Here is a 22,802-nt window from a genome sequence, read left to right as displayed (position 1 = left end):
CCATGGCATCAACCACCACAGATCTGATTATATTTACCCTGAATGGTGTGACCACACACGCAAAGGCCGGTGAGACCCTATGGCAAATCGCCAAGCGTCAAGGTGAGCTATTACCGCATTTGTGCTTTAGTGACCGTGCCGATTATCGCGCCGATGGTAATTGCCGTGCTTGTATGGTGGAAATTGAGGGGGAAAGAGTACTGGCAGCGTCTTGTTTACGACAGCCTACTGCAGGGATGGTGGTTCACACTCATAGTCAACGCGCGCGTCATGCCCGAGCCATGGTGATGGAATTATTGCTGAGCGATCAACCGCAGCAAAGCCATGATCGTGGGTCTCATTTCGAGCAGATGGCAAAGCTAAATCAGGTCAACAGCAGCCGTTTTGCCGGCCGCGAGGCGATCAAGACGCCCATGGCCGATAATAGCCATGTGGCCATTAGCGTAAATTTGGATGCGTGTATTCAATGTAACTTATGTGTTCGAGCCTGTCGGGAAGTGCAGGTGAATGGTGTCATTGGTATGGCGAATCGTGGCCATTTCAGTCAAATCGTGTTTGATCAAGGCGATAGGTTAGCCGACTCAAGTTGTGTCGCGTGCGGTGAGTGCGTGCAAGTGTGCCCTACGGGCGCATTGATGCCATCTTCCTTGATGGATAAACAGGGAGGTGGCAGTCGTCACGAGTGTGACACTCAAGTGTCATCGGTGTGCCCATATTGCGGGGTAGGCTGTCAGGTAACACTGCATGTCAACGATAAGCAGTTGGCGTATGTCGAAGGTCAGCAGGGGCCTGCTAATCGTGGCCGTTTATGTGTTAAAGGCCGCTTTGGTGCGGATTATATTCATCATCCCCATCGGCTGCGAGTGCCATTGATCCGGCGCGATGGCGCGCCCAAAGGGCTAAATGTTGATCCGGCAAACCCCATGACTCACTTTCGCGAAGCCAGTTGGGATGAAGCCATTGCTCTGGTGGCTGAACAAATGATCGCGCTAAGGCAAACGCATGGCGGCGCTAGCGTCGCCGGTTTGGGCTCGGCAAAATGTACCAATGAAGAGGCGTATTTATTTCAAAAGTTAATTCGCCAAGGGTTTGGCCATAATAATCTCGATCATTGCACTCGTCTTTGTCATTCATCATCGGTGGCTGCCTTGTTAGAAAATCTAGGCTCCGCTGCGGTGACCGCCAGTTTTAATGAAATAGAACATGCCGACGTAGCGATATTGATTGGTTGTAACCCTAGCGAAAATCATCCAGTAGCAGCGACCTTTTTTAAACAATTTACCCAAGCGGGCGGGCAACTCATTGTAATGGATCCCCGCGGAACCGCCATGAAACGCTTTGCGAGTCAAATGCTAGCCTTTCGTGCTGGTACCGATGTGGCGCTATTAAATGCCATCATGCATGTGATAGTCGCAGAGGGCCTGCAAGATCAAGCGTATATTGATAAGCACACCGAGAATTGGCTGGATCTCAAAGACCATTTGCGTCGCTTTAGTCCAGAGAAGATGGCACCGTTATGCGGTATTGATGCAGATCAAATCCGTGCCACGGCGCGGTTATTCGCGCGGGCGAAAGCGGGGATGATTTTCTGGGGCATGGGGGTGAGTCAACATATTCATGGCACGGATAACGCCCGCTGTTTAGTGTCGTTAGCCTTGATGTGTGGCTATGTGGGGCGACCGGGCACTGGGCTACATCCCTTACGTGGTCAGAATAATGTCCAAGGCGCCTCTGATGCTGGGCTTATCCCGATGTTTTTGCCCGACTATCAGTCTGTCACCGAGGCTGCTGTGCGCCAGCGATTTGACAAATTGTGGTCCCAAGGTTGGCCACCAAACAACAGCGATGATCCGCAGGTGAGGGCCGCTCCTCCATATCCGATTAATCCAAGTCCGGGGCTTACCGTGGTTGAAATGATGGATGCCATCAGCCAAGGACAGATACAGGGTATGTATATTGTTGGTGAAAATCCGGCAATGTCAGATCCGAATGTGGAGCATGCTAGAGACGCCTTAGCGAAATTATCTTTGCTGGTGGTGCAAGATATATTTTTAACTGAAACTGCCAGTTTTGCGGATGTTATCTTGCCTGCCGCCGCCTTTGCCGAGAAAACCGGTACGGTGACCAATACCAATCGGCAGGTACAAATGGGCCGTCGGGCGCTGATGGCACCTAGGACGGCCCGAGAAGACTGGCAAATTATGATGAGTATCGCTAAGGCACTTGGCTTACAGTGGAACTACACCTCAGCCGAGGCGGTATTTGATGAAATGACACTGGTAATGGATTCTTTAGCAAATATCAGTTGGCAGCGGTTAGAGCAAGAGCATTCCGTGACGTATCCGGTGGCCAGTCTGCATGAATCGGGGCAGTCATTGGTTTTTGGTGATGGGTTTCCACGGCCCTCGGGGCGGGCACGCTTTACTCCTGCCAATATGACGGCGCCTGCTGAACTGCCTGACACTCAGTATCCGTTAATTTTAACTACAGGCCGGCAGTTAGAGCATTGGCATACCGGGGCTATGACTCGGCGAAGTGCTGTGTTAAATGAACTCGAACCTGATGCCAATTGTTCATTACATCCCGCGACGTTACACGGGCTTGGCATCAACGCCGGGGAGCGCATTCGCTTAGTGTCACGTCGTGGGCAGATTGAGTTAATGGTTCGCGCCGATGCTAATGTGCCTGAGTCGATGGTGTTTGTGCCCTTTGCTTATGTTGAGGCGGCCGCCAACATATTGACCCATGCGGCATTGGATCCGATAGCTAAAATCCCTGAATATAAATTTGCCGCAGTACGTGCCGAAAGGCTTACCGTCAAACCATGAGCAATTCATGGCGGTTTTGTGCGCGCACTGCTTAAAAAAAAGCACGGTTGGTGTGAATTTGTTCGCTTGATGTCAATGATAACAATTAATGGTTTACAGGCTCATGGGGCCTAGGTATTATGCGCATCAACGGAGGGGTGGCAGAGTGGTTGAATGCACCGGTCTTGAAAACCGGCATAGGTTTATAGCCTATCCAGGGTTCAAATCCCTGCTCCTCCGCCAAATTTAGAAAAGCCCGTAGCGAAAGCTACGGGCTTTTTGCCGTCTGGCGAAAATTACCTATCGTTTTTAATTACTGTTTTTGCTGAATTAAGCACTATAGTTAAGCTAAATTTAATAATGAACTTCGCCAAAAAGTACACCTGTAAGTCTTTTGATTGATCCTTGGGCGAATAGGATATTTTTATCTAATTCATTAAGTTAAATCTGTTGAATTTACTTTTCATCGGTTGGACTATCAGCTAAATTAGCCATTATGCGGAACAACGATATATCTTATGGTGCACTCAATTGATCTCTGTATTCTTAGTCGATGATCATGACCTTGTTCGTACGGGGATTCGACGTATCCTTGAAGACGAAAAAGGTATCAAAGTAGTTGGCGAAGCCGGCACTGGCGAAGCTGCGGTACAGTGGTGTCGACAAAATGAAGCGGATGTCATTTTGATGGACATGAATATGCCGGGCATAGGTGGTTTAGAAGCCACAAGAAAAATCCTTCGTTACCAAAGCCATGCAAAAATTATCGTGTTAACGGTTCACACCGAAGATCCTTTCCCCACTAAAGTCATGCAAGCGGGAGCCAGTGGTTACCTGACTAAAGGCGCAAAGCCGCCTGAAGTGTTACAAGCCATTCGTCAAGTTGCCTTGGGGCAACGCTACTTATCACCAGAAATTGCCCAGCAGATGGCCTTAAGTCAGTTTGACCAGACTGAAGATAATCCGTTTAAAAGTCTGTCTGAGCGTGAGTTACAGATCATGATGATGATCACTAATGGTGATAAAGTCGGTGATATCTCCGAACAATTGAGCCTCAGTCCCAAAACGGTCAACAGTTACCGTTACCGTTTATTCAGTAAACTGGGGATTAACGGCGATGTTGAGCTGACGCGATTAGCAATCCGATATAAAATGCTCGATACAGGTCAGTTCTAACCTTAAGTCGAGGCGTGATGCCCAGTTCAGTGTTTGATGCTAAGCGTTTTTTAAGTGATGTGCCAAGCCAGCCTGGTGTGTATCGAATGTACGATCACCAAGGCACCGTGATTTATGTGGGTAAAGCAAAAGATCTTAAAAAGCGTTTAAGCTCGTATTTTCGCAAGCTCGTCGGTCATGTTAAAACTCAAGCATTGGTGAGTCACATTGCTCATATTGATGTTACGTTAACTCACAGCGAAACCGACGCGCTTATTTTAGAACATGACTACATCAAGCAATACATGCCGAAATATAATGTATTGTTGCGCGATGATAAGTCGTATCCCTATATTCTCCTCAGTGCGCATCGTCATCCGCGTTTAGCATACCACCGTGGTGCCAAGCGTGATAAAGGTGAATACTTTGGTCCTTATCCGAATGGCGGAGCGGTGCGCGAAAGCCTGCATTTACTGCAAAAACTATTTCCCATCCGCCAATGCACCGATGTGTTTTATCAAACTCGTTCACGTCCTTGTTTGCAATATCAGATAGGGCGTTGTAGTGCGCCGTGTGTCGGTAAGATTTCCGATGAGGATTATCAGGCGCAGGTCCAACTTGCGACCTTATTTTTGCGCGGCAAGAACGATCAGGTTATTGCCGATCTGGTGTCTAAAATGTCGGAGGCAGCGGAGTCATTGGCTTTTGAGAAAGCGGCACGCCTCAGGGATCAAATCCAAGCTTTAAGAGCGGTGTCAGAACAGCAGGAAGTCTCATCCACTCAAGGCGATTTGGATGTCATTGGTGTCCGTTATGAGTCGGGCATTGCTTGTTTTCATTTGTTATTTATTCGCGAGGGCAAGATCCTCGGCAGTCGAAGTTTTTTCCCCAAAGTGCCGGCGCAAACTGAACTGGATGAAGTATTAAGCGGATTTATGCTGCAGTTTTATTTAAATAGCGACGCGCAGCGCAGTTTCCCCGATGAAGTGATCATTAGCCATGAGTTTGAGGAGCTGCACCCACTGGAGCAGGCCATTGCTCAGGCACTCAATAAAAAAATCCTGATTAAGACCCGCGTACGTGCCGAACGAGCTCGCTATTTAAAGTTGGCCTTAACTAATGCAACCAATGCGGTGCACACTAAACTCGCGCAAAAAAATACCATAGAGCAGCGCTTTGTGGCGTTAGAGACTGCCTTAGATATCCATGAGCCATTAACTCGACTTGAATGTTATGACATCAGCCATACGATGGGAGAGAGTACCGTTGCCTCATGTGTGGTATTTAATCGTGAGGGCCCAGATACCTCGCAGTATCGGCGCTTTAATATTAAAGGAATCACCCCAGGTGATGATTATGCCGCGATGTCACAGGCGTTATCGCGGCGGTTTGATAAGATGAGCGCAGAGGCCGCGATGCCCGAGATTGTGTTTATTGATGGCGGCATTGGCCAGTTGCGTCAGGCCCAAGCCATCATTAATGAGAAATTCGCGCATTTATCCAAGCAGCCGTTAGCCATTGGCATCGCGAAGGGAGAAAGCCGTAAGCCTGGCCTAGAAACCTTGATTTGGGGTCACAATGAACAGGCTTTTTCATTAGATGGTGATGCGATTGCATTACACCTAATTCAGCACATCCGCGATGAATCGCATCGTTTTGCCATTACTGGTCATCGAAACAAGCGGCAAAAGACGCGTAACACTTCGACCTTGGAAAATATTCCTGGTGTAGGCCCGAAACGACGTAAGGCGTTATTACAATTTTTGGGTGGTTTACAAGAAGTTAAGAATGCAAGTGTTACTCAACTCGCGAAAGTTCCTGGTATTAGCATAGAAATGGCACAAACAATCTATGATTCATTGCGAGGGTAAGTTTTTTCAGGCAAGATTGGCGCTGCCTTGGACAAATTGGTTGAATGATGCCGTTTAATGTACCTATTGCCCTGACGTGGTTTAGGGTTTTTTTACTCCCGGTTTTTGTTGTATTTTTTTACTTACCCTATTCGTGGGCGGCCTTTGCGTCTGCATTTGTATTCTGGCTGGCGGCATTAACAGACGCGCTCGATGGATATGCGGCGCGCAGGCTTAAGCAATCAACGCGGTTTGGGGCATTTCTCGATCCCGTGGCTGATAAAGTCATGGTAGCCACGGCACTGGTATTGTTGGTGCAAGATTACAACAGTATTTGGCTAACGATTCCGGCCTTATTGATGATAGTCCGTGAAATTGTGATTTCGGCATTACGAGAGTGGATGGCTCAAATCGGTAAGCGCGGTTCTGTGGCCGTGTCTTGGATTGGTAAATACAAAACGGCAGCGCAAATGTTGTCAATCATTGGGCTGTTGTGGAAGCCCAATGAGTGGATCATCTATTTAAGTTATGGTTTGCTCTACATTGCCGCAGTACTGACATTTTGGTCGATGGTCAGTTACCTTCTGGCGGCATGGAAAGATTTAATCGCAGAATCATAATATCAAGCGGCTCAAGAGCCGCTTTTTTTATAGCTGCGTTATCGAGGGATGAGGTTAGGGCAAATTAATGGGGTTTTACCGGATTAACTTGCTGATAAATGTTGTATTTTTCAGCGTTATGGCCAAAGTTTTGGCAATGCGATCATTTAGTGCGCAAACGATTCAATTATCTAATATTCATCGTTGACTCTTGCGCTGAAAAAGGTAAAATTCATTTCGTAGTCAAGGGGGACTTAGCCGAAAAGATAATTAAGTCAAAAGCTTAGTAATCTGGCAAGTTGGCCCAAGACACAAAAAGCGGCATTAGCTCAGTTGGTAGAGCGATACCTTGCCAAGGTATAGGTCATCGGTTCGAACCCGATATGCCGCTCCAATCTTACTTAGGTTGGGCAACAAATTAAGGCGCGATGGCAGAATGGCTATGCTGCGGATTGCAAATCCGTCGATCTCGGTTCGACTCCGGGTCGCGCCTCCACAATATTTGAAAGTGGATGCCTTAAGGCGTGCATTTACAAATGCCCGAGTGGTGGAATCGGTAGACACAAGGGATTTAAAATCCCTCGCTGAATAAGCGTGCCAGTTCAAGTCTGGCCTCGGGTACCATATTAGAGCGAGTAGTTCGTGAATTAAACTGAAACGTTTAATAACAATAAAGTTCATACGCACTGTTTTAACATGCGTCTGACACTTTGCCCGAGTGGTGGAATCGGTAGACACAAGGGATTTAAAATCCCTCGCTGAATAAGCGTGCCAGTTCAAGTCTGGCCTCGGGTACCATCTTTAGATGAAACAAAAGCCTCAACAGCAATGTTGGGGCTTTTGTTTATCTGTCGTTTGATACATCACAACATAGGCGTCAATGTTGTGCGCGTTTACGCTGATAAGTCTCCCCAGCCTTTGGCCTAAGCTATGTTTGCTATATACCTGCCGCGATGCTTAGACCACACCTCAAGACCTCAAGACCTCAAGACCTCAAGACCTCAAGACCTATATTTATCATTGCTTAAGTATTGCTTAAGTGTTGATCTAGCGTGTCAGCAAGGAGTTCGCAAAGGAGGAAACGTCCTTAGTTACTTAAGAGGCCGCATACCAATGAGCAAGGGAGGCGTGTTTTGAAATTAAGCAGTATGGCTGAGTGAGCGGTATGCCGCTGATGATATCGTGCGAGCATCCCTGCTCCGACACAAAAAGAGGTAACGATTAGCTGTTGACCAACATCTTCAATGCGGGTGCGGGTTTAAAGCTTGGCTGATTGGCACCGGCAATCTCGATAATCGCGCCAGTTTGGGGATGTCGACCTTGTTTAGGCAAAAAGTAGCGTAATTCAAAGGTACCAAATGACGGAATGTAGACTTTTTCGCCTTCCATCAATGCTTGCTGAATAACGGCTAAAATGCTGGCAACTTGTGTTTTGGCTTGCGCTTGTGTGCAAGATTGAGCGGTGGCCATGATCTTACTGAGTTCAGTTTTATTCATTGTGATGAGCATAAGAAAATTTGTTATGTATATACCAGTGACTTAACTGACACTCCAGTGCTTCAGCTATTTCAAGTCAGTGTTTGCGGTTGTTTTCAGCACATGTTGCTCTAAGGCTGAGCGATAGTGAAAAGCATGTAGCGACCGCTTGGCACGACGGCATTTATGTCTGCGACTGCCTTTCACTCAAACTAATATTTGCCATACTTGATTAACCTGTTGTGGACAAGAGTGGTGGGTATTGCTTGTATGCTGGTAGTTATTGGTCGGACAAATCAAAACAAACGGTGGCGATCGCTATGGCTGATCGTACTTTTATTAGCGAGTTGGCTACCACAAGCTCACAGTACTGAGCCAGAGCAGATTATAACGGCTGATACTGGCCAAATTGCGCCAGTGGATTTATTACGCACTATCTTACTCAATCATGTCACCTTATTGGCGCTAGCCAACGATCCTAATGAGTGGCGATCGGAACTCTCGACTCTTAGCTCGAATATCGATCAACGTGTACTGGATGCCGCACCTGCATTATTACAACGCTTTGTGCAATTTTGGCAGCAAGGTGAGCCTCTGCCATCATCAGCCTCTTTGTTAGCCCAAGCTATTGCGCTAGAGCCTAGGGTTGAAGATTATTTATGGGTGATTAACCGTATTCGCCATTTACTTTGGCTCGATGCACAAGGTGATTGGGCTAATATTGAGTTTCAAGGACTGATTGAACCGGATGATCTGCATCAAAGTATCCCATTGATAGCAAAAAGATTAACTCTACTTGGGGACAGTAACAGCGGAGACGTAACCAGTTTGCACTATCGCCCTGAATTAGTGGATGACATCCGCCGTTTTCAGCGCCGCCATGGGCTGAAGGATGATGGCATTATTGGCCCCAATACTCTCATGTGGCTCAATAAAACCCCTTATCGTCGTGCGCGGTTATTGGCTTCTAACTTTGTGCTCAAAACACGTTACCAGCAACAATTACAAGCCACATATTTGCTGATTAATATCCCTGCCTTTGAATTAGTGCTCATTGAAGATGGCAAACCTAGGTTACAGTCTCGAGTCATTGTTGGGCGCAGCAGTCGGCAGACCCCAGAGCTCAGTAGTCAAGTTTCAAATATTGTGCTTAATCCAACGTGGCGGGTACCAAGAGGGATCTTACGTAAAGATTTATTACCCAAGATCCGTAAAGATGGCAGTTATTTAAAACGGCATCATTTTGATGTGTTTGATGTCGATGGCAGCCAATTGATCTTTGACGAGCAAGCTTGGCAAACACTAGCGAATGGGCGTTTTCCCTACTTATTGGTACAACGTGCCGGTGAGGGCAATGCGTTAGGTAAGTATAAGTTGTACTTTAATAATGGCTTTAATGTGTATTTACACGATACCCCAGATAAACACTTGTTTGACGAATCGATGCGAGCCTTATCTTCTGGTTGCATTCGGGTCGAGAAAATTGATGAATTGGCGCAATGGATGGCGAATCAATTTGTGATTGATAAGAAACAGTGGAACAGAATGAGCAGAACCTCGGCCCAAGAGACACAATGGTTTAGTTTTAATCAAACGGTGCCCGTACATCTAGTGTATTGGACTGCTTGGATGGACGGACCTTCATTGTCACAATTTCGTGGTGATATTTATCACAAACAAAATGATGACGTAGAACAAATTGTTGGCCGGTTAAAATTCAACCTAAACCGTTGATAGTGTTGTAAATGCCACTTTTATTGAAATTTTATTCTGCGTAAAACTTGATATTAGCCCAGATAATCGATACTTTCTTCGCCAATCTTGTGTTTTGGGGAGTTAAGAATTGACTGGTTTTTGCATTAAAAGAAGAAAGTTTTTACTCGGTATGGGTGGTGCAGCGTTGGCTTGCGCCATACCCTCTAAAGTGCTTGCAAGCCGTTCTACTACCGATGTGAGAACATTAAGTTTGATGAATTTACATACTGGGGAACATGATGTTGGTCACTATTGGGCCAATGGTGATTATCAGTCAAACGTCATTCAGCGATTTAATCACTTGTTACGTGATCATCGAACCAATGATGTGATGGCCATGGATCAGCGCTTATATGATCTATTGTTCCGCTTACGAATGACGTTGGAGACCGACCAACAAATCCAAATTATTTCGGGATATCGCTCGCTGAAAACCAATAATATGTTGGCTGCCAAAAGCAGTGGTGTTGCAAAGCATAGCTATCATACCAAAGGGATGGCCATCGATTTAGCAATACCGGGAACCCCATTAAGTGATATCCGCGATGCGGCTAAAGAATTACGCCTGGGTGGGGTCGGCTATTACCCCCGCTCGGGTTTTGTGCATGTTGATTGCGGTCCAGTTCGTTCTTGGTAACTGACGCCGTTTATTGCTTGTGCTTGGACTGAGTAACGTGATAATATCCGTGCGCTTTATTTGAGTCAGTATTGGTCGAAAATACTGACACGTTATCTATTTATTTTTTAAGTGAGAAACTTATGTCTTACACTATCCAAGCACAGACCCGTACTGAAATAGGGAAAGGTTCGAGCCGCCGCCTGCGTCACGCTGGTCAAGTTCCAGGCGTTATTTACGGTCCTGGTCGTGAAGCGATCGCTATCGTTTTCGCTCACAAAGATATCATCAACGCTCAAGCTGATGAAGGCTTCTACACTGAAGAACTGACTATCGTTCTGGAAGGTAAAGAAGTTCAAGTACGTGTACAAGACATGCAACGTCACGTATTCAAGCCAATGATCGAACACGTTGACTTCAAATTCGCTTAATTGCGACCTTGATTCAATATAAAAAAAGCGCCTATTGGCGCTTTTTTTATTGGCTAACATTGTCTCTAGAAGTCAAAACTGTAATAGATATCGAGTGACTGGCCTAAGGTTCCCGACACCGTTTCAAGGTAGAGTCTACTGAGCAAGTAGTAACGAACGGTCAGTTCATAGCCGGGATTAAATACCCCAATCCCATATTTGACCATCAGCCGTTCACCGATATAACCGCTAATCGCCACTTGGCCATCATCATTGGTATCGAGCTGGACATTATTAAAGCCAAACTTTTCAATTAAACTACTGGCAGTATTGCCAATTTCAGAGATTGCACCGCCACCTAATTGATTGCCTAAGGCTAACGCTGCGCCCATCATCAAGGCATCATTACCGCTATCCGTGGCAGAAAAACCGCTGCCTTTAATGATGTAAGACAGAATTTCAGCCTGTTCTTTGGGTGGATTGGAAAAGAGCGTCACCACAGGTTTTTTTGCGGTGCCGGTGATCCTCACCCCTGCGGTGACATCCTCCGCCTTAATCACTTTAACAGCTTCAATATTGAGGTTAGGAACGTCAGGTGGGCCGGCAAATTGTAAGTCCCCCACACTTATTTGCAGCGTTTGTCCTAAAAATCGATAGGTACCATTTAGTACTTTTACTTCGCCGAATAAAAATGGCGGGCGATTAATTTGTTGTTGTAAATTGAGGTTCCCGCTGAGGTTTCCTTTTAGACCTAAACCTTGAATACGCACGGCGGGATCCACTTGAATGATTAAGTCGGTACTGAATGGAAACGGCGTAGCCTGTTGTTGCAGTGCTGAGGTTGAGTCATAAAAGACCACATCACTGGATAATGGAATACCGCCGGCTGCCAATTGCACTATGGTGATCTCCCCTGTAGGAATGATCACCTTACCTTTGAGGTAAATATTGGTGGGATTCACTTCCAATGTTAGCTGCGGCGAGACTTGTAAAATAGCTAACGGCGGGGCGATAACATCGAGTTTTTCCCCAGTAATATTCACGAGCCCTAAAGGACTGCCACTGGACCAATCGACGGTTCCATCGAGCTTGCCAGCGCCTTTACCCATTTGCCAAGTGGCGCGGGTGTTGACCATTTGCCGCTCGAAATTGGCGTTAAAGTCGAGATTGTTAATTAAGGTCGGGTTGGCATTGCTGGCGATGGCACCATCAGTAATGGTTAAGTCACCTGTGATGAGCGGCTGTGGCAGACTGCCGCCAATCTCAATACTACTGGCCACTTTTCCACTTAACACGGCTAATTGTGGAATAAAGGGCAGCCAAGTCGACAAATTGCCATGGTTAATATCGATATGTCCCGTAAGGCTACGATCCGGTGTCACGGCTATTTTGATGGCACTGTCGACGGTCATTTGTTTGCCAGCCTTGGCACTAAGGGTGGCGCTTAAAAAATGCTCATTGAGTTGGCTGTAGAGCTCGACATTTTGATAAGGGACTTCAACATTGGGCTCATTTTGGCGGCTGATTATCAATTGCCCTTCGGGTAATTGCACCACGAGTTGCGCCGTCGGTTTGGTGGTGGCTGACCATTTAGCGTCAGCCGCCATTCTGGCTAAACCTTGCCAATGCAGACCTGGCGGTAAAAGCGGGGCGATGACTTGACCCGGTGTCCCACTAAAACTTAGCTGAGCATCGCCTTGGCGGCCGACCCCCGTCTCGGTACTCAAACAAAATTGATTATCAGCTTGTTTAAGGCACAAGGGACTGAATGTGCCGAACAGTTTTGTCTGCGACCAATGAACATTGACCGGGTTATCGAGCTGCCATTTGCCCAAGGGGGTGCTGGCATTCAGTTGGGTCATTTGCCCTGTGATGTCTTGAGTGGTTTTATCAAACTGGCTGCTGATTTCAGAGTCTATTTCTGCCGGCCCTCGTAGCAAAAAGCGAGTGGCTTGCTGTTGAATGTTGCCTTGACTGTGTAGTGAAACTTGGGTGACTTTTACGTTGGCGATGTTAGCCTGCTCAGCGTCTATGAATAGTGAGTATTGCTGTAATTGCTTAAGATCGGCGCTGAGGCTTAAGCTTAATTGCTTAAGTGTATCAGACAAATACTGGCCATCTTTGAGCGTCGCCGTTGCCGCCAGTGTTGGCTCCGCATCGCTACCTGCAAGGACAACATTAATGTGCAAATTCCCTTGAGCCTCCTTGGTCCAATTGGATATATCCGGAATATCCACCACGGCATTTAGGCGCCATTGCTCGGCTAACTTACCGTCCAGGGTTAACTCAGAATCTAAGGCTTTGAGTGAAAAGTTATCCGCAGTAACAAAGTAATTACTGTTAACCGCTAGATCACCGGCAGCACTGACAACTTCTTGGTTTAATGTGCCTTCTATCTTGGTATTGTTAAGGCTTACCTGCCACATATCCGCTGTGTATTTGCCTGTCGTGTCGACAGACAAGGAGAGGTTGCCTTGGGGTAAGGGGGTGTCTAGCGGTAAGGATAGGCGAGCGGGATCTAACTCATCAATTGCGAGGCTCGCATCCCAACGCACTGCGTCTTGGTAATCTAAGCGGCCACTGACATGCACACTGGTGTTGTCTTGTAACAGACTGAGTTGATTAACCTGTAGGCGTTGATCATGATGATTGACATTGGCAGCAAACGCCAGCTTTTGGCTATAAGGACTATCAATAAATCCAGAAACACTGGCCAATTGCTGCAACAGGGTGCCACTGGCTTGGATAGCGCCATCGGTGACTCGATACAAGGGAGCATCAAATGGCCAATAGAGGTTGATTCGTTGCCCATGGGCAGTAAAAGGCAGGCTGGGCTGTTGTAAATTAATCGTCCCAGTCAGTTCGGCCGCAAGTTTGCCAGCGACAGTCACCGCGGTATTCAGTTGACTAAAGTCTCCTTCGATACTCAAATCCGCTTGTAAGCTAGGCATTTCAGGCAACAGGGAATGTGGTTCTGTCGTTAGTGTCGCCTGATAATTAAGTGGCCAACGTCCAGAAAAGTCCATGTGGCCATTAAGGCTTGTGTGTCCATAGGTGTGGTGAACATCCAGTTTATCGACGTTTAAACGGCTGCCACGAAAACTACCAATCAACTCAATTTGACTAAACACGTCTTGCCTGTCACCCAGTTGTAGCTTGGCATTGTGGATGCTCAAATCATCTACGTTAACCGCGACCGGATTAAAAATCTTGGGTAAGTTGGCTAATGGCCAAGGTGAAGTCACTGCTGCGGCTTGGCTTGGTGAGCTGCTATTGGCGTCAGTGGCTGATGGGATGATCACTTCAAGGCCATCGGCGATTAGACGATTGACATTGAGTATATTACTTGGCCATAACGCTGATAACTCGAGGCGGTGAGTCGTAAAGTGCATGTCATTAACTCGCACCTTCACCTGATTAAGTGTGCTGGCGTTAAGATTGATACTCAAGGGTAAAATAAATAGGGCATCGGCGGGTGCCGGCGTGGGCGCTTGATAAGTGCTGTTACTGGGGATGTTATCGGTATCAATATCGACAGTGATAGCGCCAGCACTAAGGTTGTTAACGCACACCTGACGACTGAGCAAACACAAAGGATCCCAGTTAAGGCTAAGCATTTGCGTAGCGACTTGTATTCCTGACATTTGCCAGTTGGCATGGGTTAAGGTGAGCTCTTGATTGAGGTGGCCACTGTGATATTCAACCTCAAGATCTGGCACTAAGCTATTGGCTAACATGACGCTTATTCGGCTACCAAATGGCGTGCCGATTAATAATGCAATCAAGATAAGCAATAGTAAAGGTAAATAAATGACGACTCTGAGCGTATGGCGCAGCCAGCGCCATCCACGCCGCTTAGGTGGCGCAGGGGTGTCAGTTGGCGGCGTGTTGGGCGTATGGGTCATAGCACAGTTCCCATCGTCAAATGGATCCGCCAGGGTCTATCTTGAGTTTCACTAGCTTTGAGGCCAAAGCCGATATCGAGCTTAATCGGGCCGACAGGGGATATCCAATGAATCCCAGGTCCAACCGCAACGATGGGAGTAAACTGATCTTTGTCGAATGCATTTCCTGCATCCACAAAGGCGGCGACTCGCCATGTTGGGGTAAAATAGTATTGGTATTCTAGGCTGCCGACGATCAGATAACGGCCACCAAACACCTCGCGATTGAGTCGGCCTTCACTGTCTGTGTATTCAAGAAATGGCCCTAATTCTTGGTATCCGTAACCACGAATGCTTTGATCGCCGCCGGCAAAATAACGCAGCGAGGGCGGTACCAAAGCGAGTTCGTCATCTTTAGCCAAGTCGATACCAAGATTTAAGCGACTAACGAATCGATGTTTGCTAAAAAAAGTATGAACCCAAATGCCATCGGCTTGTAATCGAATCAGCCGAATCGCCGACCCTAATGATGGATCTGCGTATTGGATAGAATAGGTCTGAGAATATCCATTTTTGGGGTCGAGGGTATTATCGCTGCGAACGGTTTGCTGCGCGCCAATACCAAACAACACAAAGGTGGGGTCATAATCAACACTGGCTTGATTATAGAACTCTTTAATAGCCTCTACGGAATAACCCACTAACCAATTATTGGCGAGCTTTTGCTGACGGATCACACCGAATTGGCGCTTGGTGGATTCTAATTGGCCAGTGTTAACAAAGTCCGCCTTGGCCGAATCGAAGACTTGGGTAACACCATATTTATCGCGGGTTAGGCCAAACTTAATTTGAAGCTTATCATCCACTGGGTGACTGAGTGGAATACTGTAGGTCGTTAAAAATTTTGGCCGATCAGGCGACCATTCTAATGTGGTTGTTTGCGAATGACCTAAACGGTTAATTTGCGGTGTGTTCCAAGTGGCACTGACTCTCGGCGCAAATTTGTTATTGGCAGAATTACCAATATCCACACCGAAACCTAAATTTAAGGTGTTGTTAGGTTTCGGTGTTAGTTCAACCCTGACAGGGATAATGCCATCTTTGGTATTTTCTATTTCGGGCACGACTTGAATGCCTGAAAAATAATTACTGTCGAGCAAATCCCGGTTGATAGCCCCCATTCGCGCGGTGGAATAGGGCGCATTTTCATCAAAAGGCACCATTTGCTCCAACAATTTGGGCCGCAAATCACTGCCTGAAAAGGTCACGTTGCCGATATGAAACCTGTCACCAGAATCCAGAAATAAACTGATGGTGGCGATATTAAGATCGCGATTGACCGTGATCTGCGACAGCTGATATTTTGCATCGAAATATCCGCGAGATAGGGATAGGCCTAATAACTGAGATTTTAGCGCTTCATAACTGCCTTGGTTTAGGCGTTGACCTGGGCGGATGCTGATTTGATTGAGCCATTGATTAAAAGCCGAATCATCAAGCATTTCACCTTGAACCCTAATATCAACCCACAGGATCACTGTTGGCGCCCCCGGCGACACATCGAGGGTCAAGCGCCATGGTCCGTCAGACGGTTGCTGGAGGGTTTGTTTGATTTGACCATGATAAAAGCCCATGGATTCGAGAGCCGCATGGATATTGTCTTCTAGGTTGAATAAAAAGGCGCGGCGTTGTACTGCTGAGGTAGGTAAGGCACCAATATGCGCGGTGATATTTTGTTGAAGTGGTTTATCAACACCTTGGATCTCAATAACGAGCCATGGGTTTTGTTCAGTATCTTCAGCAGAGCTGATCGCACTTAAGCAACATAAAAGAAGAAACAAAATAAGTGCTAGGGATCTCATAAAGAATCGTTGTTACCAAATGCTGAAACCTGTGTTGTATTGTCGTCATAATAGCGAATTCAAGCAAGGTTAGCAGTTGGCTAAATAGCTAAAATATGTCATAAATCTTTGTTAATACAGTTCTAAGAGAATCAATAAATGAAGTTTGGTCATACTATGTTAGCCACATTCGCACTGATCTTGCCATTATCCACTTCAGCGGTGTGGGCTCAAGGTAAACCGTATGCGATTGCCATTCATGGCGGTGCTGGCACCATTGATAAGGCCGCCATGAGCCCTGAGCAACAGCAAGCCTATCGACAAACACTGACGCAAGCGGTGAATGCGGGTCATGAAATCCTAGCCAAAGGCGGCGATAGCTTAAGTGCCATCACCGCCGCGATTGTTATCCTTGAGAATAGTCCGTTATTCAATGCCGGTAAGGGCGCGGTTTACACCTATGATGGGGGACATGAGTTAGATGCGGCTATCATGGATGGTCACACCATGGCTGCGGGGGCGGTCGCCGGGGTTAAGCATATTGCCAACCCTATTGAGCTTGCCCGAGCAGTGATGCAATCCTCTCCCCATGTGCTGCTCTCGGGTGCCGGTGCTGAAGAGTTTGCCTTAGAGCAACAATTTTCATTGGTTCCCCAAAGCTATTTCGACACCGAGGCACGCTGGCAGCAATGGCAACAAGCCAAAACTAAAATGCAGCAAGATAAAGCGCAAGCTCGCGATTATCATGCCAGTATTAACCAAATGATCCTAAAAGATAAATTTGGTACCGTGGGCGCGGTTGCACTTGATAAACACGGCAATTTGGCTGCGGGTACTTCCACAGGCGGCATGACGGCTAAGCGTTTTGGTCGCGTCGGTGACTCTCCGATTATAGGTGCTGGCACCTATGCCGAGAATGGCGTATGCGCGGTGTCAGCCACTGGACATGGTGAGTATTTTATTCGTTATCAAGTGGCCGGTGATATTTGCGCCCGAGTCAAATATCAAGGCACTTCCATCATTCAAGCCAGTGATCAAGTGATTAATCAACGCCTGATCTCCGCCGGTGGAAGCGGTGGAGTGATAGCAATTGATCATCGCGGCAATATTGCCACCCCATTCAATACCGAAGGCATGTATCGAGCCACCCGCAAGAATGACGACGCTGTGCAAGTGATGATTTGGCGAGAACAGTAGACTTTTTAAGCACTTTTGTGCCATCAATAAGGTTATTTACTAGACTTAACATCAACGATGGTAAAAGGGGTAATGACATGGATTCGATTTTCATCAGTGAGTATATGGATAGACAACCGGTGTTATTGACGGCTGATATGCCAATTAATAATGCCGTCGATAAGTTACTCAAACATAATAAATTGGGGGCGGCTGTCGTTGATGAACATAAGCATCTTATTGGCTTTTTATCCCAGCAGGATTGTTTATCTGTGATGTTGAAAAGCAGTTATCACTGTGATCTCACATCAACTGTCTCCGATTGCATGCGCACCGATGTGTTATGGGTCAGGCCCAGTGACAGTATTTTACAATTAGCTGAGCAAATGTTGGGGCTTAAGCCTAAAGTGTATCCCGTGGTCGATGATGGCAAGGTCGTTGGCACCATCAATCGCACCGATGTACTGCGTGCTATGAGTCTATATTTACAGCAATGCTATGAATCCCAAACCTAATCACTGACCAGCGATACCAATTCACTGGATTCCCTGCTAGGATCAGCGGATTTGATTCTAGCAATGGAATTTGGTTTTCATGACCGTTAACTCCCCACTGTCCAACGCCTTTCTTAGCCAGTGCTTTCAAACCGATGTGGCCCGAATACGCCGTCGCTTAAGCCGCCTTAACAAACAGCGTCAAGATCCACACTATGACGACAATGTGGCGAGGTTAGCGCAAAACGCGCAAGCATCGTTTGACAAAGTACAACAGCGGATAGCGAATCGTCCCACTATCAAGTTTCCTGATAACCTGCCGGTTTCGCTCAAACGTGATGATATTGCCAGCGCCATCAGTGAACATCAGGTGGTGATTATTGCTGGTGAAACCGGCTCAGGCAAAACCACGCAGTTACCGAAAATTTGTTTAGAACTCGGTCGTGGGACGCGTGGATTAATTGGCCATACTCAGCCACGCCGGTTAGCGGCGCGTAGTGTCGCGACGCGGGTGGCAGAGGAACTCGATAGTCCGTTGGGGCAAGTGGTGGGATTTAAGGTCCGATTTGCCGATGCGATCCAATCGGATTCTTATATCAAATTGATGACAGATGGTATTTTACTGGCTGAGTTGACCAGTGATAAATACCTTAATCAATACGATACCCTGATCATTGATGAAGCCCATGAGCGCAGCCTTAATATTGACTTTATTTTGGGCTTATTAAAGAAAATATTACCTAAGCGCCCCGATCTCAAGGTCATTATTACCTCGGCAACCATTGATGTAGAGAGGTTTTCGGCTCATTTTAATCAGGCGCCTATTATTGAGGTGTCTGGCCGCACCTACCCGGTTGAAACTCGTTACCGCCCGCTAGTTCAAGATCAAGATGCCGATCTCGATTTGCTCGATGGTATTTTTGCGGCCGTCGATGAGTTGGTCACTGCAGGGCCTGGCGATATTTTGATCTTTATGAATGGTGAGCGAGAAATTCGTGATACCGCGGCTGAATTACAAAAGCGCCAATATCGAGATACCGAAGTATTACCTTTGTACGCACGATTGTCCTATGGCGAACAATCAAAAGTGTTTCAGTCTCATCGAGGTCGGCGTATCGTGCTGGCCACTAACGTTGCTGAAACCTCATTAACTGTGCCTGGGATCCGCTATGTTATCGATCCTGGTACGGCGCGCATTAGTCGCTACAGTTATCGCACCAAGGTACAGCGTTTACCGATAGAGCCCATCTCACAAGCCAGCGCCAATCAGCGTCAAGGTCGTTGTGGACGTGTCGGGCCGGGTATTTGTATTCGCTTATATGCTGAGCAAGACTTCCTTAGTCGTCCTGAATTTACCGATCCTGAGATCCTGCGTACCAATCTTGCCTCGGTGATTTTGCAAATGTTGGCGATTGGTTTAGGCGACATCAGCGGCTTCCCGTTTATTCAACCGCCGGATCAACGCTTTATTAAAGATGGCTTATTACTGCTGCAAGAGCTGCAGGCGGTAGATAATCGCCAAGGGCAATTGAGCTTAACCCCATTAGGGCGGCAGTTAGCGCATATCCCGCTGGATCCGCGCTTAGCGCGTATGGTGATTGCGGCCAATCAATTAGGCTGTCTCCATGAAGCGTTAGTGATCACCTCAGGCTTATCTATACAAGATCCACGTGAGCGGCCAATAGATAAGAAACAGGCCAGCGATGAGGCGCATAAACGCTTTGTTGACAAAGACTCTGATTTTGTCGCTTGGGTCAACATGTGGCAACACTTAAGCAAGCATCGTCATGAGTTATCGGCCAACCAATTTAGAAAACAATGTAAGCAAGAATACTTAGCCTATTTACGGGTGCGTGAATGGCAAGATCTGTATGCGCAACTTAAACAAAGTGTCCATGAACTTAAATGGCGGTTAAATACTGAACCTGCCAATTATGACAATTTACATCAGGCGATTCTGAGTGGTTTGTTGAGTCATATTGGTTTTAAAGATGATAACAACGAGTATCTCGGGGCGAGAAATCGACGATTCTTTGTGTTTCCTGGTTCACCGTTAGCCAAAAAAGGCCCTAAGTGGATCATGGCTGCCGAATTGACAGAAACCTCTCGTTTGTTTGCTCGGTATTGTGCAAAAATTGATCCGCAATGGCTCGAGTCTTTAGCGGGACACTTGATCAAAAAGAACCATCTAGAACCCCATTTTGAAGCGAAACAAGGCAGTGTGATTGCGCTAGAAAATCAAGTGTTATACGGGTTAACCATAGTCAATCGGCGCCGAGTACAATATGGGCCGATCTCTCCGGTGGAAGCGCGTGAGATATTTCTTCGCAGTGCTTTAGCCGAAGGCCAATTACACACCAAAGAAGCCTTCTTTGTTCATAACCGCTCCTTGGTTGAAGATATTGAAGATCTTGAGCATAAGTCTCGACGCCGCGATATCTTAGTGGATGAAGAGGTGTTAGTCGGCTTTTATGATGAACGCATTCCCCACGGGATTTACAATGCCCCCAAATTGTTTAGCTGGTGGAAAAAACACAAGCAAACCCAAGCTGATTATTTAAATTTTGACCCTAATATGCTGATGCAAAAGGGCGAACATCAGGTATCCGCCTTAGATTTTCCCGATCATTGGTATCAAGGCAATTTAACCTTGCCACTGAGTTATCAATTTGAACCAAGCGCTGAGGATGACGGGGTATCGGTGCATATTCCGGTAGCGTTATTGAATCAGGTGGAAGATAGCGGTTTTGATTGGTTAGTGCCTGGGCTACGACACGAAAAATGCATGGCATTGATTAAGTCATTGCCAAAAACACTGCGACGAAATTTTGTGCCAGCGCCCGATTATGCGCGCGCGGCCGTACAAGCCATGACGGAGACCCATCAGAGTTTACTCGATGCCCTATGTAAACAGCTATTACGCATGACTGGGGTCAAAGTCGTGGCCAGTGATTTTGATCTCAGCTCACTGCCCAAACATCTCTTAATGAATTTTGTCATCGAAGATGAACGGGCTAAACCTGTGGCACAAGGGCGTGAGTTCGATAGTTTAAAAGCCAATCTGCAAGGGGTGGTCGCCAAAGCGATTCGCGCGGTGGCAGATGTTGGTATCGAGCAAACAGAGTTAACCACGTGGAGTTTTGCGGATTTACCGCAGCAATATCAACGTCGCCGCGGCCAATATGAAGTCAAGGCATTTCCCGGCTTAGTGGACCAGGGCGCTAGCGTTGCTATCAAATTATTTGATGATGAACACGAGGCAATGCGTCAACATCGTCAAGGGCAGCGTCGTCTGTTGTTATTGAATATGCCATCACCAGTGAAGCACTTACAACAAGCTCTGCCAAATAAAGCAAAGTTAGCGATGTACTTCAATCCTTTTGGACAAGTACAGTTGTTAATTAACGATATTATTGATGCTGCAGTGCAACAGTTATTAGACGAACATCAGCTAAATATCCGGACCCAAGCGGAATTTGACCAAGCTCGCGAATTAGTACGGGCCGATTTAAACCCGACGGCTGAAGCGATTGCTTTGAAAGTTGAACAAGTTTTGACGGCTTTTAATGCCATTAAAAAACGTCTGAAGGGCAAAATTAGTTTAGATATTGCCTTTGCGATGAGTGATATTCAACAGCAACTCGACAGTCTCGTGTACCGAGGGTTTGTGGCCGATACTGGCTGGCAACGAATGGCCGATATTGTGCGTTATTTACAAGCCATCGATTATCGATTACAAAAATTGCCGGTCGATCCCAATCGCGATCGCTTGCATATGTTGACCATTAATCGGGTCAGTGACGCCTACCGGGCTACCTTAGCAAAATTACCCAAATCTCAACCCATTCCTCAGGCGATCTTGGATGTGCGCTGGATGATTGAAGAATTGCGCGTGTCATGTTTTGCTCAGGTCTTAGGGACCAGCATGCCGATTTCTGAAAAGCGTATTGTTAATCAATTGGCCTGTATTTAATCTCATCAACCACTCTTTGTGATGTTAATCAAGCGATAGTTTCTAGTCAGAAATTATCGCTTTTTTTTTTAAACGTCAAAATGACCGGGCTGAATCAAATTGATACGTCTGTTTTTTATTGGTTGCATTCTCGGTTGGATTTCAGGGCTTACGTTTGTTTTTAGCAAATTTTAGAAATTTTTAGGTCTGATAGTGTGATTTATGGACGTTTTTTCAGTGTTTTGTGCTTCTCATCAACCTCCGACATCAGTAAGATACTTGTTACTTAAAAACTGGTTGCAAGTAACAATCGGTGTTTTAAACATTACTCACTCGTATTGAAATGTAATCGCCTACAGTAGATGTTTTGGGCAAGTTAATTCAGTAGGAGTAGTATGAAGGGATAGGCAGAGCCGAGTTGGACTGATTATCAATTTTTTATCAGGCTTTTAAGGTGTCAATATGACGATCACCCGCAACATCCGCAAGATGTTTGCCGCAATAACCCTGTTATTGCTGTGCTCTAGTGCCAATGCACAAGTTGAAGACGCAAAGTATGCTCATCTGCTTAATATGTGCGTGGCATGTCATGGTATCGATGGGGAAAGTAAGTTCACTTCTATTCCCAATTTAAAATGGCAAAACAGCCAATATATCGTGGCACAACTGCAAGCATTCAAGTCGGGACAACGTAACGACATCACTATGTCAAAAGTGGCCAAGCTATTATCAGAACAAGACATGCAGAAAATGGCCAATTATTTTAATCAAGGTAAGGGACATTAAT

General features: G+C 46.5%; 14 protein-coding genes and 5 tRNA genes. 16 read left to right on the top strand and 3 right to left on the bottom strand.

Features of this window, described 5'->3' with window-relative positions; genetic code table 11:
- Positions 1 to 2: 2 nt before the first annotated feature.
- The 9 genes from fdhF (at position 3) to KU855_RS05330 (ending at position 7,209) form a co-directional block, all read left to right on the top strand.
- Positions 3 to 2,828, top strand: a complete 2,826-nt coding sequence (gene fdhF / locus KU855_RS05370) for a formate dehydrogenase subunit alpha (protein ID WP_218529271.1) — start codon at positions 3 to 5, stop codon at positions 2,826 to 2,828.
- A gap of 131 nt (positions 2,829 to 2,959) precedes the next feature.
- A tRNA-Ser gene (locus KU855_RS05365) sits at positions 2,960 to 3,050 on the top strand.
- Between the two features lie 288 nt (positions 3,051 to 3,338).
- Positions 3,339 to 3,983, top strand: a complete 645-nt coding sequence (uvrY, locus tag KU855_RS05360) for a UvrY/SirA/GacA family response regulator transcription factor (RefSeq protein WP_218529270.1) — start codon at positions 3,339 to 3,341, stop codon at positions 3,981 to 3,983.
- A 17-nt stretch (positions 3,984 to 4,000) separates the two neighbouring features.
- On the top strand, positions 4,001 to 5,833 hold the full coding sequence (gene uvrC, locus KU855_RS05355) for an excinuclease ABC subunit UvrC (RefSeq protein ID WP_218529269.1): 1,833 nt from the start codon (positions 4,001 to 4,003) through the stop codon (positions 5,831 to 5,833).
- Positions 5,834 to 5,880: 47 nt separating this feature from the next.
- Complete coding sequence (pgsA, locus tag KU855_RS05350; protein WP_218529298.1) at positions 5,881 to 6,432, top strand: CDP-diacylglycerol--glycerol-3-phosphate 3-phosphatidyltransferase; 552 nt, start codon at positions 5,881 to 5,883, stop codon at positions 6,430 to 6,432.
- A 297-nt stretch (positions 6,433 to 6,729) separates the two neighbouring features.
- Positions 6,730 to 6,805, top strand: a tRNA-Gly gene (locus KU855_RS05345).
- 28 nt (positions 6,806 to 6,833) lie between these two features.
- Positions 6,834 to 6,907: transfer RNA gene (locus KU855_RS05340), tRNA-Cys, on the top strand.
- 42 nt (positions 6,908 to 6,949) lie between these two features.
- Positions 6,950 to 7,035 (top strand) — tRNA-Leu (locus KU855_RS05335).
- An 88-nt stretch (positions 7,036 to 7,123) separates the two neighbouring features.
- A tRNA-Leu gene (locus KU855_RS05330) sits at positions 7,124 to 7,209 on the top strand.
- 423 nt (positions 7,210 to 7,632) lie between these two features.
- Here the strand turns inward: KU855_RS05330 and KU855_RS05325 are convergent.
- Positions 7,633 to 7,908 (bottom strand): HU family DNA-binding protein, encoded by a 276-nt coding sequence (locus KU855_RS05325; protein ID WP_218529268.1) that lies wholly within the window; start codon positions 7,906 to 7,908, stop codon positions 7,633 to 7,635.
- A gap of 249 nt (positions 7,909 to 8,157) precedes the next feature.
- Here KU855_RS05325 and KU855_RS05320 point away from each other — a divergent pair, with 249 nt between their 5' ends.
- The 3 genes from KU855_RS05320 to rplY all read left to right on the top strand — a co-directional run bounded on the left by KU855_RS05320 (position 8,158) and on the right by rplY (position 10,689).
- Positions 8,158 to 9,621, top strand: coding sequence for a murein L,D-transpeptidase (locus KU855_RS05320; RefSeq protein WP_218529267.1), 1,464 nt, complete (start codon positions 8,158 to 8,160; stop codon positions 9,619 to 9,621).
- 109 nt (positions 9,622 to 9,730) lie between these two features.
- Positions 9,731 to 10,279, top strand: a complete 549-nt coding sequence (locus KU855_RS05315) for a DUF882 domain-containing protein (RefSeq protein WP_371316322.1) — start codon at positions 9,731 to 9,733, stop codon at positions 10,277 to 10,279.
- A 122-nt stretch (positions 10,280 to 10,401) separates the two neighbouring features.
- Positions 10,402 to 10,689 (top strand): 50S ribosomal protein L25, encoded by a 288-nt coding sequence (gene rplY / locus KU855_RS05310; RefSeq protein ID WP_218529266.1) that lies wholly within the window; start codon positions 10,402 to 10,404, stop codon positions 10,687 to 10,689.
- Between the two features lie 65 nt (positions 10,690 to 10,754).
- Here the strand turns inward: rplY and KU855_RS05305 are convergent, their stop codons facing one another.
- On the bottom strand, positions 10,755 to 14,573 hold the full coding sequence (locus tag KU855_RS05305) for a translocation/assembly module TamB domain-containing protein (RefSeq protein WP_218529265.1): 3,819 nt from the start codon (positions 14,571 to 14,573) through the stop codon (positions 10,755 to 10,757).
- Entirely contained in the window at positions 14,570 to 16,414 is a 1,845-nt protein-coding gene (locus KU855_RS05300) for an autotransporter assembly complex family protein (RefSeq protein WP_218529264.1), read from the bottom strand. The genes KU855_RS05305 and KU855_RS05300 overlap by 4 nt, the downstream gene beginning before the upstream one ends.
- Before the next feature lie 138 nt (positions 16,415 to 16,552).
- Between KU855_RS05300 and KU855_RS05295 the strand changes: the two genes are divergently transcribed.
- The 4 genes from KU855_RS05295 to KU855_RS05280 all read left to right on the top strand — a co-directional run bounded on the left by KU855_RS05295 (position 16,553) and on the right by KU855_RS05280 (position 22,801).
- On the top strand, positions 16,553 to 17,590 hold the full coding sequence (locus KU855_RS05295) for an isoaspartyl peptidase/L-asparaginase family protein (protein WP_218529263.1): 1,038 nt from the start codon (positions 16,553 to 16,555) through the stop codon (positions 17,588 to 17,590).
- 77 nt (positions 17,591 to 17,667) lie between these two features.
- Positions 17,668 to 18,084: a CBS domain-containing protein gene (locus KU855_RS05290; protein ID WP_218529262.1), complete on the top strand. Its 417-nt coding sequence runs from the start codon at positions 17,668 to 17,670 to the stop codon at positions 18,082 to 18,084.
- A 79-nt stretch (positions 18,085 to 18,163) separates the two neighbouring features.
- Complete coding sequence (gene hrpA, locus KU855_RS05285; RefSeq protein ID WP_218529261.1) at positions 18,164 to 22,036, top strand: ATP-dependent RNA helicase HrpA; 3,873 nt, start codon at positions 18,164 to 18,166, stop codon at positions 22,034 to 22,036.
- A 441-nt stretch (positions 22,037 to 22,477) separates the two neighbouring features.
- Positions 22,478 to 22,801, top strand: a complete 324-nt coding sequence (locus tag KU855_RS05280; protein WP_218529260.1) for a cytochrome c — start codon at positions 22,478 to 22,480, stop codon at positions 22,799 to 22,801.
- Position 22,802 lies beyond the last annotated feature (1 nt).

The sequence above is a fragment of the Shewanella sp. NIFS-20-20 genome (genome assembly GCF_019209865.1).
Classification (GTDB): Bacteria; Pseudomonadota; Gammaproteobacteria; order Enterobacterales; family Shewanellaceae; genus Shewanella.
This window is presented reverse-complemented; position numbering and strand designations above follow the sequence as displayed.